The 14167-nt window shown below is 38.9% G+C and carries 15 protein-coding genes; 10 read left to right on the top strand and 5 right to left on the bottom strand.

Annotation, left to right across the window (positions count from 1 at the left end):
* Window positions 1-57 precede the first annotated feature (57 nt).
* The 6 genes from CH362_RS14180 to CH362_RS14155 all read left to right on the top strand — a co-directional run bounded on the left by CH362_RS14180 (window position 58) and on the right by CH362_RS14155 (window position 4316).
* Complete coding sequence (locus CH362_RS14180; RefSeq protein ID WP_100710987.1) at window positions 58-879, top strand: aldo/keto reductase; 822 nt, start codon at window positions 58-60, stop codon at window positions 877-879.
* Window positions 880-962: 83 nt separating this feature from the next.
* Window positions 963-1412 (top strand): MarR family winged helix-turn-helix transcriptional regulator, encoded by a 450-nt coding sequence (locus tag CH362_RS14175; protein ID WP_100710986.1) that lies wholly within the window; start codon window positions 963-965, stop codon window positions 1410-1412.
* Between the two features lie 104 nt (window positions 1413-1516).
* Window positions 1517-1954, top strand: a complete 438-nt coding sequence (locus tag CH362_RS14170; RefSeq protein ID WP_100710985.1) for a DoxX family protein — start codon at window positions 1517-1519, stop codon at window positions 1952-1954.
* A gap of 322 nt (window positions 1955-2276) precedes the next feature.
* Complete coding sequence (locus tag CH362_RS14165) at window positions 2277-3632, top strand: sensor histidine kinase (protein ID WP_100710984.1); 1356 nt, start codon at window positions 2277-2279, stop codon at window positions 3630-3632.
* 64 nt (window positions 3633-3696) lie between these two features.
* The gene (locus CH362_RS14160; RefSeq protein WP_100710983.1) at window positions 3697-3978 is read left to right on the top strand and encodes a GNAT family N-acetyltransferase; all 282 of its coding nucleotides are present in this window, start codon (window positions 3697-3699) and stop codon (window positions 3976-3978) included.
* Complete coding sequence (locus CH362_RS14155) at window positions 3975-4316, top strand: VOC family protein (RefSeq protein WP_100710982.1); 342 nt, start codon at window positions 3975-3977, stop codon at window positions 4314-4316. Before CH362_RS14160 ends, CH362_RS14155 begins: the two co-directional genes overlap by 4 nt.
* Here the strand turns inward: CH362_RS14155 and CH362_RS14150 are convergent.
* Together CH362_RS14150 and CH362_RS14145 are read right to left on the bottom strand one after the other, a co-directional pair.
* Entirely contained in the window at window positions 4313-5551 is a 1239-nt protein-coding gene (locus tag CH362_RS14150) for a BaiN/RdsA family NAD(P)/FAD-dependent oxidoreductase (RefSeq protein WP_100710981.1), read from the bottom strand. The genes CH362_RS14155 and CH362_RS14150 overlap by 4 nt on opposite strands.
* 10 nt (window positions 5552-5561) lie before the next feature.
* On the bottom strand, window positions 5562-6428 hold the full coding sequence (locus CH362_RS14145) for a pirin family protein (RefSeq protein ID WP_100710980.1): 867 nt from the start codon (window positions 6426-6428) through the stop codon (window positions 5562-5564).
* A 75-nt stretch (window positions 6429-6503) separates the two neighbouring features.
* Here CH362_RS14145 and CH362_RS14140 point away from each other — a divergent pair, with 75 nt between their 5' ends.
* Together CH362_RS14140 and CH362_RS14135 are read left to right on the top strand one after the other, a co-directional pair.
* Complete coding sequence (locus CH362_RS14140; protein ID WP_100710979.1) at window positions 6504-6974, top strand: LIC13081 family protein; 471 nt, start codon at window positions 6504-6506, stop codon at window positions 6972-6974.
* A 102-nt stretch (window positions 6975-7076) separates the two neighbouring features.
* On the top strand, window positions 7077-8780 hold the full coding sequence (locus tag CH362_RS14135; protein WP_100710978.1) for a hybrid sensor histidine kinase/response regulator: 1704 nt from the start codon (window positions 7077-7079) through the stop codon (window positions 8778-8780).
* Window positions 8781-8782: 2 nt separating this feature from the next.
* On the opposite strand, the gene CH362_RS14130 is transcribed toward CH362_RS14135, so the two are convergent.
* From CH362_RS14130 to ilvB, 3 genes are all read right to left on the bottom strand, one after another.
* Window positions 8783-9373 (bottom strand): anthranilate synthase component II, encoded by a 591-nt coding sequence (locus tag CH362_RS14130; protein WP_100710977.1) that lies wholly within the window; start codon window positions 9371-9373, stop codon window positions 8783-8785.
* Window positions 9370-10788, bottom strand: coding sequence for an anthranilate synthase component I family protein (locus CH362_RS14125; protein ID WP_100710976.1), 1419 nt, complete (start codon window positions 10786-10788; stop codon window positions 9370-9372). Before CH362_RS14125 ends, CH362_RS14130 begins: the two co-directional genes overlap by 4 nt.
* Window positions 10789-10922: 134 nt before the next feature.
* Window positions 10923-12650 (bottom strand): biosynthetic-type acetolactate synthase large subunit, encoded by a 1728-nt coding sequence (gene ilvB, locus CH362_RS14120; RefSeq protein WP_100710975.1) that lies wholly within the window; start codon window positions 12648-12650, stop codon window positions 10923-10925.
* Window positions 12651-12961: 311 nt separating this feature from the next.
* Between ilvB and tpx the strand changes: the two genes are divergently transcribed.
* Together tpx and CH362_RS14110 are read left to right on the top strand one after the other, a co-directional pair.
* Complete coding sequence (gene tpx / locus CH362_RS14115; RefSeq protein WP_100710974.1) at window positions 12962-13477, top strand: thiol peroxidase; 516 nt, start codon at window positions 12962-12964, stop codon at window positions 13475-13477.
* A 31-nt stretch (window positions 13478-13508) separates the two neighbouring features.
* Window positions 13509-14165 (top strand): SGNH/GDSL hydrolase family protein, encoded by a 657-nt coding sequence (locus CH362_RS14110; protein WP_100710973.1) that lies wholly within the window; start codon window positions 13509-13511, stop codon window positions 14163-14165.
* Window positions 14166-14167 lie beyond the last annotated feature (2 nt).

Genomic DNA, 14167 nt, shown 5'->3' with positions numbered 1-14167 from the left:
TATTGTTTTGGTAGAAGAATGGATCCGACTTAAACAGAAAGGAGTCTAAGAGCAAGTATGCAAAATTTAGTCTTAAATCAATCCATCCAACTCAATAACGGAGTGGAGATGCCAGTCTTTGGCTTAGGAGTCTGGAAAACAAGATCCGGAAAAGAATGTACAGATGCAGTTCTGAACGCACTTGAGTATGGATACAGACATATAGACACCGCTAAAATTTATGGAAATGAATCAGATGTAGGCCAAGCAATCAAAAAGAGCGGCATCCCAAGAAAAGAATTATTCATCACCACAAAACTATGGAATAGCGATCAAAGAAATCCACGCAAGTATTTGGATGAGTCCTTACAAACCCTAGGACTGGACACAATTGATTTATATCTGATCCATTTTCCTGTAGCTGGAACGAGAAAACAGGCATGGAAAGAGCTAGAAAAAGCATATAAAGAAGGTTTGGTTCGTGCGATCGGGGTAAGTAACTATACGATCCCTCATTTGCAGGAATTATTCGAATATGCAGAGATTGTTCCAACTGTGAACCAAGTAGAATACCATCCATTCTTAAACCAAAACGAACTTCTAAACATTTGCAAAAAGAATAATATAATCCTAGAAGCCTATAGTCCCCTCGCCCATGGCCAAAAAATTTCAGACCCAAAACTTGTGACTCTTGCTGCAAAATACGGAAAAACTCCTGCTCAAATCCTGATCCGTTGGGCAATCGACAAAGGATTGGTTGTGATCCCAAAATCTGTGAAAAAAGAAAGGATCCTAGAGAATTCACAAGTATTCGATTTTAAACTGAGCGAATCAGATCTGGCGGAAATGGAAACCTGGAACGAGAATTTCAGGACCTGTTGGGATCCTACAGGTGCTTAAATAGACTTTGGTTTAGATTCTTTTTTTGTTGACTTTTTTCTTTTCGAGAGGTCTATACATTAATAGTTCAATCTTAAAGTATTATGGCCACTCATTATAAAGGAAAGCCTAGAGATATAAAGGTACTCGATGCCTATATCAAATTGAGCCGTTGTGCGGATTCTATCCGTACAATGGAGGAAAAATTCCTTAACCAGTACAATCTGACTAGCGGCCAATTCGGATGTTTAGAAACTCTTTATCATCTGGGCCCAATGTGCCAAAAAGAGATCGGTCAAAAAATATTCTCCTGCGAAGGGAATATCACACAGATCATAGACAACTTAGAAAAAAGAAGTCTAGTACTCAGAGTCAGAAGTGAAGAAGACAGACGTTATTTTATCATCAATCTTACCGAGAAAGGAAAGGAACTCATCGGAACTTCTTTCCCTGATTATTTAGAGCAGTTGAAAGGCAAGATGTCCTGCCTCAGCGACGAAGAACTCAAAAATTTAGGACAGATCTGCAAGACTGTCGGACTCAAATCCGCGTAATATGAAAGGAGGGATCTATGTTTTTCGGATTTTTCGGCCCATTACTTTAATATTAAACTATTAACCAATAGACTATATATACACGAACCATTTAGGAGGTGAGCGTGATTCAGAAAATTCTCAAAACGGACTCGGATATAACATCCTTAATTTTAAGGGTAACACTTGCGGTTGTGATGTTCCCACATGGAGCACAAAAGGTACTAGGTTGGTACGGTGGATACGGATTCTCCGGAACGTATGCATTCTTAACCGGAGCAGGCTTTCCAGGCTTCTTAGTAATACTTTTATTCATCGCTGAATTTTTAGGACCTATCGGATTACTTTCAGGTCTTCTTACAAGAGTAGCCGCAGCAGGAATTGCAGTCGCGATGACAGTAGCAATACTTCCCCATGCAGAGCACGGATTCTTTATGAACTGGGCAGGAAGCCAAAAGGGAGAAGGATTCGAATTCCATCTATTGATGGTAGCGATCTCCTTAGCATTGGTGATCAAGGGAGGAGGAAAACTTTCCTTGGATGGGGCAATCTCCAAAAACTAAAACGAATATATACCTAACTACCAACTTCAGAGAGGTCTTCGGACCTCTTTTTTTTATCCAAAGAAGGACTAGATCTTTCGAATAACGTGCAACTTCCACGACGAAAAATTGTTTTAAAAAACGATCCAGATTTCCGAAAAAATAAAATTCTAATCACAAGTATTTAGTATTCAATTCTTTTCAGACTATTACTTAAAGAAGGTAGAACGGGATCTTACATAATTCATTATGAAAATAGAAACAATTAAAATTCCATTCTGCTTTTTATTCGAACTAGAGTATCATTGTTTTGATAGATTCCAGTAGTCTATTCATAACAACTATGGAAAAGGGAAAGAAATTCGGTCCACTTGATCGGATTTTCAAATCGATCCAAGGATATCTAACTCCAAAGGCTCCGGTCTCCTCCGGACTTTCCTATTGGAGAGAACTCATCTTAACTTCTATATTATTCAGTATGAGTATACTCGGAACCATAGTATATTTCCCGAGCGTATACCTTGCATGGACAGAAGGCAAAACTGAAGTTTTATGGATAGATTCATTTTCATTAGGGCTTGTTTACTTACTTCTACTTGTTAAAAAAATCAATTTTTCGATCAAGGCCACATTGATCCTAACAATGAATTATTGTTTAGGACTCTCTCTTTTGATATTCGTAGGACCGGAAGGAGGAGGATTACTTTGGTTATTTCCTTTTCCAGTTCTTGCAGGAGTTCTATTCGGGCTCACTCCTTCTTTATTTGGGCTTCTTGCAAATATGTTAGCAGTCTTTATAGCATCCAGAGCACAATTTTATCTTAGCCTTCCTTGGTCTATGGCTCCAGAAAGATTATATGTTGTCGGTCTGAACTTTTTTATCGCAAATACGATCGTATGCGTTCCTCTAACTATACTTATGAGAGGATTACAAGAAAGTGTACAAAGAAGGCACGAATATCTTACAAATCTTAGATTAAGAAAAGCTCATATATATAGATCCAAACGTACTCTGGAAAAAGAGATCGCCACTAGGATAGAGATCGAAAGAACCTTAGAAGAAAATTTAAGAGAGAAAGAAGTACTTCTTCATGAAATCCATCATAGGGTTAAAAACAATCTGCAGATCGTTTCAGGAATGCTAAATTTACAGAATATGTATTCTACTGAATCAGCTACTTCTGAAATTTTATCTAAGGCTCAAAATAGGATCACTGCAATGGCGATGATCCACGACCATCTATACAAGCAGGACAAATTTGCAAATGTGGATATGAAAACATATCTGGATTCTCTTTTAAGACATTTGGTTACTTCTTATTTTCCATCTGGAAATCGGATCGGCTTCGAAGCAGATATGGATCCTATTCGGCTTTCTATGGAAAAGGCAATTCCTTGCGGATTAATTGTTACTGAGCTGATCTCTAACTCTCTTAAACATGCATTCCCAAGCGATGCAAAAGGGAATATTTTTGTTCAATTAAAGGTAAAAGAAAATAAGGTCCATCTTACAGTTAGAGACGACGGTGTCGGAATGCCTGGCATACAAGAATGGTTTGGGCAAATTTCTTCTCAAAAACAGGACCAGGATTCTTCTTTAGGTTTAATGATCATTCGCTCATTATGCAGTCAACTTAAGGCGGAGCTTGATCTGAAAAACACAGGCGGAACTTCCGTTTGCTTGATTTTTAAAACTTAATCGAATTCCATTGTTTTGGCTCCACTAAACCTTCCCAAAGTGAGTCGAACTCTTAGAGGGCACAATGAATTCAGTCCAACATGATATTGCCGGCAAAAAATTCCTGATTTTACAAGACGGAAGAGAAGCTCATTTGGTTTATAGAGAGATCGGTTCCCATGTTTGGGATCTGTATCATACATTTGTTCCTACGGATTTTAGAGGAAAAGGGATCGCTTCCCAACTCGCAGAAGCCGCCCTCAAAACAGCAAGAGCAGAAACAAAAAAGATCATCCCAAATTGTTCCTTTGTGCAAACTTATCTAAAAAGACATCCTGAATATTCTGATCTGGTGATTATGGAATGATCCATCATATCGCAATTTCCACACAAGATCCGGAAACATTAAAAAAGTTTTATATAAATATACCTGGCTTATCATTTGAAAAGGATCATTTTTACCAGGACGGTAAACTCAGATCTTCCTGGTTTTTAGCAGGCGTTACTCGTATCATGATCGAAAAAGAAGAAGAGCCTAAGGCACCTCATGCACTCATCTTCTCTGCACCAAAAAAGGAAGAAAGAGAAAAGATAGATTCCTTATTTGGAAATTCTTTTATAGAGAAGACTGACTACACAAAATATTTTAAGGATCCTGATGGGAATCGTTTAGGATTCAGTTCTTATCCAGAACCCTGGGATTAGGTTGCAGCCAAAGCTTTTGCTGCGATATAAGAAGTGGTCCATGCATTTTGGAAATTAAATCCGCCTGTGATACCATCTATATCTAAAACTTCTCCGGCAAAATAGAGTCCCGAATGAAGTCTGCTTTCCATTTTAGAAAAATCTACTTCTTTACGACGAACCCCACCGCAGGTCACAAATTCATCTTTAAAAACTCCCTTGCCAGAAACTTTCAGAACAGTTCTTTTTAAGATCTCTTCTGCTTGGTGTAATTCTTTGGAAGAAATTTCGGACCATCTTTTTTCGGCCCCGCAGGACTTCTCCCAGACTCTTTCCCAAAATCTGGAAGGAAGATCAAATTCGGAACGACTTCCTGGCTTTTTAGAAGGACTATCCTTCTTCTTTTCTAAAAATATTTCTCTCAATTCTTGTCTGGAATGATTAGGGACCCAATCTACAAGTAATTCTGCTTTGTAATCTGAATCGAATAATTCGCGAGCAGCCCAGGCGGATAGTTTTAAGACTGCAGGACCACTTAATCCCCAATGTGTAAAAAGAATGGGGCCTCTTTGTTTTAGTTTAGAGTTTTTGAATATGATCTCTACGTCGGAGACCGTAAGTCCCTGAAATCCATCTAATAAAGGATCTGAGATCTCAAATGTGAATAAAGAAGGAACGGGAGATTCTATAGAATGTCCCATATTTTCCAACCATCCCCAAACCTTTCGAGAAGATCCACTTGCTACCAAAACAGAATCGAAATATTCTTCTCCCTCTTCTGTTTGTATCCTGAATCTTTTGCCGTTAGGATCCTCATTTTTATAAATTCCTAATATAGAAATTTTGGTTTGGATCCTTACTCCTGATTTTTTGGCTTCTTCCAATAAACAATGGATGATGGTTTCAGAATTATCTGTGACAGGGAACATTCTGCCATCGGTTTCTGCTTTTAATTTTACTCCTCGAGATTCGAAAAAGCGGATCGTATCCTTTGGTTGGAATATCTCGAAGGCTCTTTTTAGTTCCTTCTCCCCTCTTGGATAACGTTTAGATAATTCCTCTGGATCAAAACAGGAATGAGTGACGTTACATCTTCCTCCCCCTGAAATTTTTACTTTAGAAAGTACGTTGGGGGATTTTTCGTACAGTTGTACCGATATTCTTCCTTCCGAAAGAATTCTAGTTTGTATGGCTCCGAAAAAACCGGCGGCACCGCCGCCGATCACTGCTAATTTTTTAGTCTGGACTTCTTCCATGAATGGAGAGTTATATTGTCCCCATTTTTCCTGCCGAATAGTCCTCAAAGGCCTGTTGTATTTCTTGAGGAGTGCTCATCACAAAAGGGCCATAACGTGCCACTGGTTCGTTCAAAGGTTGTCCCCCTAGGATCAAAACTTCCCAGGCAAAATTTTCAGGAGCACGAAGGCCTATACTACCTTCTCCGCCTTGGTAAAATACTGTCTCACCCTCTACCAGATCGTGTTCAGCATCTGTATCAATTACAGTACCTGCTCCCACGAATGGATATGCTAGAATATTATAATCTTTTGGCACTGGCACTTCTGCATAAGAACCTGGAGAAAGTTTCAAATGGAAAAATACAATTGGAGTCTGAGTTTGGATGATTGCATTGGTTCCCCAAAGATCTCCTGCGATCACCTTTGCCCAAACACCGTCTTTTTCTGCCACAGGAAGCTCGGAGGAATCCATTTCCTGGTAATTTGGGGAAATAAGTTTTTTATCCCTTGGGAGATTAACCCAGATCTGGAATCCATGCATTCTTCCGCCTCTATTCTGAAAATCGGTGGAGGGAAGTTCTGAATGCACAAGGCCTGCACCTGCAGTCATCCATTGGATCCCACCTTCTTTTAATTTTCCTGCATGTCCCCAGGAATCTCTGTGTTCCATTTCGCCGGATAGAAGATAAGTAACTGTCTCGAAACCTCTATGAGGATGATCGGGAGCGCCTATAGCTTTGCCTGGTTCGTAATTGACAGGCCCCATCTCATCCAAAAGTAAAAACGGGTCCCAATAAGAAAATTGCGGAACTGGGAATGGTCTGCGGACTGGAAATCCTCCACCTTCGATAGTTTTTTCGGCGATTCTTGTTCCGGTTATTCGTCTAAAACCCATATTTCCTCTCTATATTACATTGGACTCGAAAAAGGATCCTAAGGGAATTCTTTTTAAAGAAAGAGAGAAGTTTCCATGGCGACGACTACTATTGCTTTTACTGTGCCGATTTCTTTAAGCAGAGCGTTCGATTACGTTTCTAATTTCGAACGTTTATCTGACTGGTCAGGAAATATTCTCTCCTTTAAGAAAAATGAAAGTACTCCTGGTTTTCAAGTGAAAACTAAGTTTTGGTTTTTCGCATGTAAGTTCGAATACCAAATTCTAGAATCCAAGTATCCGAGTAGATTAGTAGTGAGGATCAAAAGTAGATTTTCAGATCAGACTGAAACCTTCTGTTTTTATCCTGATCCGAAAGGTTCCGATACTGATACTAAGATCCTTTTTACAAGCCAGATGGAATTATCTGGATTTTCTAAAGTTTTTCGGTCCTGGATATTCTCCAGGGTGTTCGAAAACACAAGAAAAGACATCCGAAAACTGCAAGAAATCCTTTCTCAAGGCAAAACCTTAGGAATTCGTAATTTTCAGGTGATACATGATTAAACCTGAAAATAATGATTAGGAAGTTAAATCCTTGTGTTTTTACTTTCAAAAAGGAGAATATCCCCCATTATTTTTTAGTCTTAAATAATATAACATTTCATTATGGAAAATCTTCCTTATAGCGTCGCTCCTCTACCCGAAAATGAAGAAGAAAGGGTACAAGCATTAAAACGTTATAGGATCCTAGACACACCTCCTGAAGAAAAATACGACGGAATCATAAAAGCCGCCTCCCTAATTTGCGGGACACCGATGGCTTTAGTATCTTTAATCGATTCAGAAAGACAATGGTTCAAGGCAAGAATGGGGATCAAGGACAAGGAGACTCCCAGGCGCGAGTCCTTTTGTCAATTCGCACTTTATGAAAACAAGACCTTAGTGGTAGAAGACGCTCAAAAAGATCCAAGATTTAGACAAAATCCATTTGTAGTAAACGATCCGAATATCAGATTTTATGCAGGTGCCCCTCTAAGAACTCCTGATGGTTATGTTTTAGGAACATTATGTGTATTAGATTCTCAACCTAAAACATTAACCGACTCTGAAATCCAAGCCTTAGAAGCATTGGCAAATTCTGTGGTTTCTTTTATGGAATTAGATGCTAAATCTCAGGCATTGATCCAGTTGCAGTCTGTTGCACTAGAATTACAAAAAGCTAAAGAACAATTCTTTATTAATATGAATCATGAACTTAGGACTCCCGTACATGGTATCTTAGGAATGGTGGATCTATTACATCAAACGAATAATCCAGATCTTCAAAAAGAATATCTGGATTCATTAACTGAAAGTTCTGATCATCTGATCCGTTTGATCAATGATGTTATTGATTTTAGCAAAGCCGAATCAGGCTCCTTACATTTCAGTTTTAAAGAATTCGATATGATCTCTCTTCTAGAAAGATATGCGGAAGAAGCTTCAGACAAAGCATTTAAAAAAGGATTGGCATTTAAAACAATTCTTCCACCTGCAAGAGAAAATATTGATGTAAAATCTGATTCTATACGGGTCAGACAAATTCTTTCTAATTTAGTTTCGAATGCATTGAAATTCACCGAAAAAGGTGGGATCACAGTAGAGTTAGGTGTAGAACGAGAAACCGAAGCCGATATAACTCTCTCTTTGAGTGTTAAAGATACAGGCATTGGAATAGAATCTCATAGGATCCCAACATTATTCGAAGCATTCTCTCAAACTGATATCTCTATATCTAGGAAATATGGAGGAACAGGTTTAGGTCTTTCCATCTGCAAACGTGTTTGCGAAGCATTGGATTGGAATATATCAGTGGAAAGTGAATCAGGCAAAGGTTCTAAATTTGTTTTAGAAATGACCCTTCCTAAAGCCAACCTCGCTGAAAAAGTTAAAATAGCAGAATCCAAAAATCGGATCAATTTCGATTTCTCTGAACATAGTGATCTAAAAATCCTTGTGGCAGAAGACAATCCAGTTAACCAAAGATTGATCCAAAAGATGTTGGAAAAATTAGGATTAAGTTCCTCGGTTGTTTCCAACGGGATAGACGTTTTAGCATATTGGGAGCAGAATGATGTGGACCTTCTTCTTTTAGATATTCAAATGCCTGAGTTGAGTGGATTAGAAGTAGCAAGGATCCTAAAGAAAAAACCTAGTACAAGAAAGGTCCCTTGGATCATAGCAGTCACCGCCCATGACAGCACTGAAGACAGACGAGCTTGCGCAGAAGCTGGCATGGACGATTATTTAGGGAAACCTTTCCGGAAAGAAGATCTGGGAGAAAGGATACAAGAATTTTTGAAAGTCCTGCCTTCCTCCCTTGCTTCCTAATATTATATTAGAAAATTCGAAAGCATTTTTCTTCCACCTTCGGTCGCAAAGGACTCAGGATGAAATTGAACACCTTCCATTCTTTTTTCTTGGTTACGAATTCCCATGAGTTCTGAGCCTGCATAAGCAGTCCTTTCCCATTCTTTTCCCAAAGAATTTTCATCAACCACCAAAGAATGATATCTCATAACTTTTAGATCAGAAGGAAGATCTCGAAACACTCCTTTACCATCTGTTTTTATCTCTGAAATTTTTCCATGCATCGGATATTCTGCTTTTATAATATTTGCCCCCGCAAAATGAGCTATACCCTGCATTCCAAGGCAAACTCCTAAGATTGGGACTTCTCCTCCTAATTGTTTCAAAATTTCCATAGAACATCCGAAATATTCAGGATCGTCAGGAGTTCCTGGACCCGGAGAAAGCAAAATCCTATCGTATTTTTCTCGGACGATCTTGGAAACATCCGTTTCATTCTGGCGGATCACATCCAATCTGAATCTATAGGGAAACTCTTCTTCTAAAATTTCTCCTAGGTATTGGAATAGATTATAAGAAAAAGAATCATGATGATCTACGAGTAATACTTTCATTGAGCTGCCTCCATTGCTTTCAAAACTGCTCCTAATTTATGGCCGATCTCTTCGTATTCTGCGTCTGGATCCGAATCCATTACAATCCCTCCGGAAGCTCGAATTACCGCTTCTTCTTCTTTTCTGAAATAACTTCGGATCGGAATACAGAAGGAACAATTTCCATCAAAGCCGAATCTTCCTACAGCTCCTCCATACGGTCCTCTCGGATCATTCTCTATCCTATGAATGATCTTCATCGATTCTATCTTTGGAGCACCGCTTAAGGTTCCAGTCGGAAAAGAAGAAGCTAATCCAGAAAACATATCCTGGCCTGCTCTTAAGATTCCGGAAACTTCAGTCGAAAGATGTTGCACATGACTGAATCTTTTAAGAGCAAAAGAATCTCTTACCTTTACGGTTCCAAATTTGGAAACTCTTCCTAGATCGTTCCGATGCAGATCCACAAGCATATTATGCTCTGCGATCTCTTTAGGGTCGGATAGAAGTTGAAGTGCAATTTTTTGATCTTCTTCTTCGTTTATTCCTCTTCGAATGGTGCCTGCTAATGGAAAACTTTCAGCAAGCCCATCTTTCAAACGAAATAAAAGTTCAGGACTTGCTCCTAGATGAACTTCTCCAGGAAAACTCATGAAGAACATAAATGGTGAAGGGTTTACCTTTCGAACTGATTTGTATAATTCGAAATCCCCTTTTTTTCTGGCTAAAGAGGTCTCACCTTCTCCAATTAAAAAAGTTTTTCGGAATCCTACTTGGCATTGGAATGTATTTCCATTTCGGATCTCTTCCAAAACTTCATTCACCATAGATCTATGTTCTTCTTTAGTTTTAGAAAAACCTAAATCAACAGATTGAAATTTTCCTTTGTCGGGAGTTTTCTTTTTATAAATTTCCTCGAACAAATTATATCGATCTGTTCCGTAATGAAAATATTTGGATTCTCCTGTTCTTCTGTCTAAGAGGATCCCATCTTCCATCCAAGCAAAATAGAACTTAGGAAATTTAGAATGTTCTTTTAGAAGAAGGCTTGGCTCCATATCATTTGCGGCCTCATAAGAAAGATAACCGTAAAGGCCTCCTCCACCAGATTCTGTATATTCTAAGAAAGATTTCCTAGGAGGAAAAATTTCTGAGAACAATCGGTATGGATTTCCTTTACCGATCTCTTTTCCGTCACATTCCAATTTGTCTCCCTTTGCTTTGAAGACTCTCTTTGGGAAAGCCGAAATAAAACTATATCTGGAATTATCCGATTCAGGTCCTAAACTTTCGAATAAAACTGCAATATCAGTTTCTTCCATTAACTTTTGAAAATATTCTAATACACCTTCTTCCTTTAACGGAAAAGATCGGGCGATTGGTCTTGGGAAAAGGGCATTTGCTTCTTTTCTGATATTTTGTATCTCTATGGACATACTAGTCTCCTTAATTTCGAACCGAATAGGTTCAGCAATACATTAGAAAAAAGGAATATGTAGATATGATTAGGCCCGGGCGGGCCACCAAGAGATCCCGTTTACAAGAAAGAACAGCCTGTAAACGGAATTTTTCAACCTAAGAGCATCTCCAAATTACTTTTTCCAGGAGGAACCATAGGAAGAACTTGAAGATCCTGATCAATCGGTACAACGATCAGTCCTGGCCCCTTCTCTTTCAGGAAGGCTTCCAGATCTTCTAAATTTTTCCCTTCTTCTCCCAGATCTAAACTGGAAATCCCAAAAGCATTTGCGATCTTAGAAAACTTAGAATGAGAAGGATAAGAACTTCCATTATATCTACTTCCATAAAACAAATTCTGCTGCTGGCGGACCAACCCCAGATTTCGATTATCGAATATTATAATTTTCAAATCCGATTGTAACTCACTCAAAGTATCCAATTCTTGGATATTCATCAAAATGGAGCCGTCACCAGAAAAACAAACGATCTTAGAATTAGGATCTGCAAGAGAAGCCCCAATTGCCGCAGGCAACCCAAAACCCATAGTACCCAATCCACCAGAAGTTAAGAAAGTTCCGCTTTTCTGAAATGGATAATATTGAGCCACCCACATCTGGTGTTGGCCTACATCCGTACTGATCCTTGCATTCGGCCCTAAAAATTCCGCAACGGACAAAATAATATCCTGAGGTGAAAAACCTTTGGGAGTAGAAATAGAATTTAATGGATATAGTTCTTTATAAGAACGGATCTGTTCTCTCCATTCTTCTCTTTTGTGAATTGGAAATTCTCCCATATTCTCCAAAAAATATTTTAGGTCTGAACAGAATCCGAAATCTGGCCTTCTTAACTTTCCAATTTCCTTATAATCGATGTCCACATGGATCACTTTTGCATTTGGGCAGAATGTTTCCAATTTTCCAGTGGCCCTATCATCAAAACGAACTCCGAATGCTAAAAGAAGATCGGATTCAAATAATAATCGATTTGTATAAGGAGCTCCGTGCATTCCTAACATTCCCAAAGACAATTCATTGCTTTTCGAAAAAGAATCCAAACCCATCAATGTACAAACTACAGGAATGTCCTGTGCTTCTGCCAATTGAAGGATCAGATCTTCTGCACCAGATCCTTTTACTCCTCCGCCTATGTACAAAACAGGTTTTTTAGAATTTTCTAATAGAGTATAAAATCTAAGTTTATCTGCTTCTGATATAAAGATCCTAGGTGAATTTTTCTCTTCTTGAGAACTCCAAATGGATTCAATCTGGGACATAGAAAGCGAAATAGGAGAAGCCTGTATATCCTTAGGAACATCTATCCAAACTGGGCCGGGTCTTGGTCCTTCTGCGATTTGAAATGCTTCCGGCAAAACACGAATGAGTTCTGATACGGAACGAACTAAATAAGTTTTTTTAGTAATAGGTAAAGACAATCCGTAAGTATCTATTTCTTGGAAAGCATCCGTTCCAATCAATGATAGAGGCACTTGGCCTGTAATTGCGACTAACGGTATAGAATCTGATTTTGCATCCGCAACTGCGGTGATTAAATTTGTAACTCCTGGGCCGGAAGAAGCTAGACAAACAGCAGGTTTTTTGGTGACTCTCGCTTCTCCTTGAGCCATAAATCCGCCGCCCTGTTCATGTCTTGCGAGAATATGACGTATTCCACTATTATGAAGAGCATCGTATAACGGCAAATTGGCACCGCCAGGAATTCCATATACGTTATGGATCCTTCTCCTTTTTAAATAAGCAACGATCAGTTCGGCTCCGTTCTGGGGAACCGTATCTTCTCTAAGCCAGGCCTTGTTTTTTTCAGTAATCGTTTCCATTTTTGCCTCAAATATAGTGTAGAAATAAAAAAAGCCCCCCTCGGCTTTACGCCGAGAGGGGCTTTTCGAAGATTGCTGCCTACGAAAAAACCTTAGGGCGTAAAGCCTAACCGGGGTAGCGTGACCACTACCACCATCCAGAGGACGACCCAAAGGGTTTGGTTAGACTGTAGACCTAATTTATTCATTACGTAGAAAATGACGGATAAACCGCTTAAGATATTCACGATTTACTGATAAAAATTTGCAAGAACTTTTTATCGTTGCTCAAATCCATACACGACGTATGATTCCTCCCCAAGGAAATAAAAATGGCAAGCGTCACTCTTAAAGGTAACCCAGTTCAACTCGAAGGAAAATTATTAGAAGTAGGTGCAAAGGCTCCAGACTTTCATGGAACAGCAAAAGACTTAAGCACCAAGTCTCTCAAAGATTACAGCGGAAAAGTAAAAATCTTAGTTTCAGTCCCAAGTTTAGATACATCTGTGTGCGCAATGGAAACTAAAAAGTTCCATGAAAGAGCAACAAAGTTAGATGGGATCGTAACTGTAGTTGTCTCCGGAGATCTTCCGTTTGCAATGAATCGTTTTTGCACTATGGAAGGATTAGATTCTCCGAATTTAGTCACACTTTCTCAATTCAGGGACTTCTCCTTTTCAAAAGCATTTGGAACACATATCGCTGACGGAGGTTTACAAGGACTTTCTGCGAGAGCAGTTTTTGTTTTAGATAAGAATGACACAGTTCAATATGTGGAATTAGTTCCTGAGATCGCAAGTGAACCAAACTACGAAGCCGCGATCGGAGCTGCTAAAAAATTAGTTTAAAGGAAACAATCTTTTCAAAAAGAATGTATTCATGCAGAAGCTGAAAGGCCTTTGGAAAAGCTTATTCATAAACTTAAGCCAGGCCTTGCTTCTGCTCTTAATATTTTCGCTTACCAACTGCGATAAAAATCCTTCTTCCGATTCTGAAAAATTAATCTCCTATCTCGCAAAACCTTCCTTGGCGATGTATGGGGATAGCATTGTAGCCTCCTGGCCTGCAGAAGAACAACTCTCCGATTTTAATACAATCAAATTTGCTTTTCCTGGGATAGATACTAACAGGATCCTAACCTCAGTGCAAAATGATACAAATCGTTATAACGCATGTTTATATGAAGGAGGGATCAACGACTTCTTAGGGAATTATTCTCCAACCCAAAGTCAGGTAGATGCGACCATAAACAGACAGATCCAAAGTATACAAATACTTCTAACAAGATGTGAACATGTAGTCGCTTTAAATCTTTGGAATATTAAATTCCCTTGGCCAACACTTGCAGTAGCAATGATCACCGCAGAGATGAAAGAAAAGATCACATTTGTACCAAGAATAGATACAGAACTATTGATCCAAGATGATATGTTGACGGACGGAAATCATCCAAACAAAAACGGATATTATATTCTTTCTAAAGCAGTCCGAGAACAGTTACAACCATTCTTTCCCATCCTATATCTGAACGAATAAGG

This window comes from Leptospira saintgironsiae (genome assembly GCF_002811765.1).
Taxonomy (GTDB): Bacteria; Spirochaetota; Leptospiria; order Leptospirales; family Leptospiraceae; genus Leptospira_B; species Leptospira_B saintgironsiae.
This window is presented reverse-complemented; position numbering and strand designations above follow the sequence as displayed.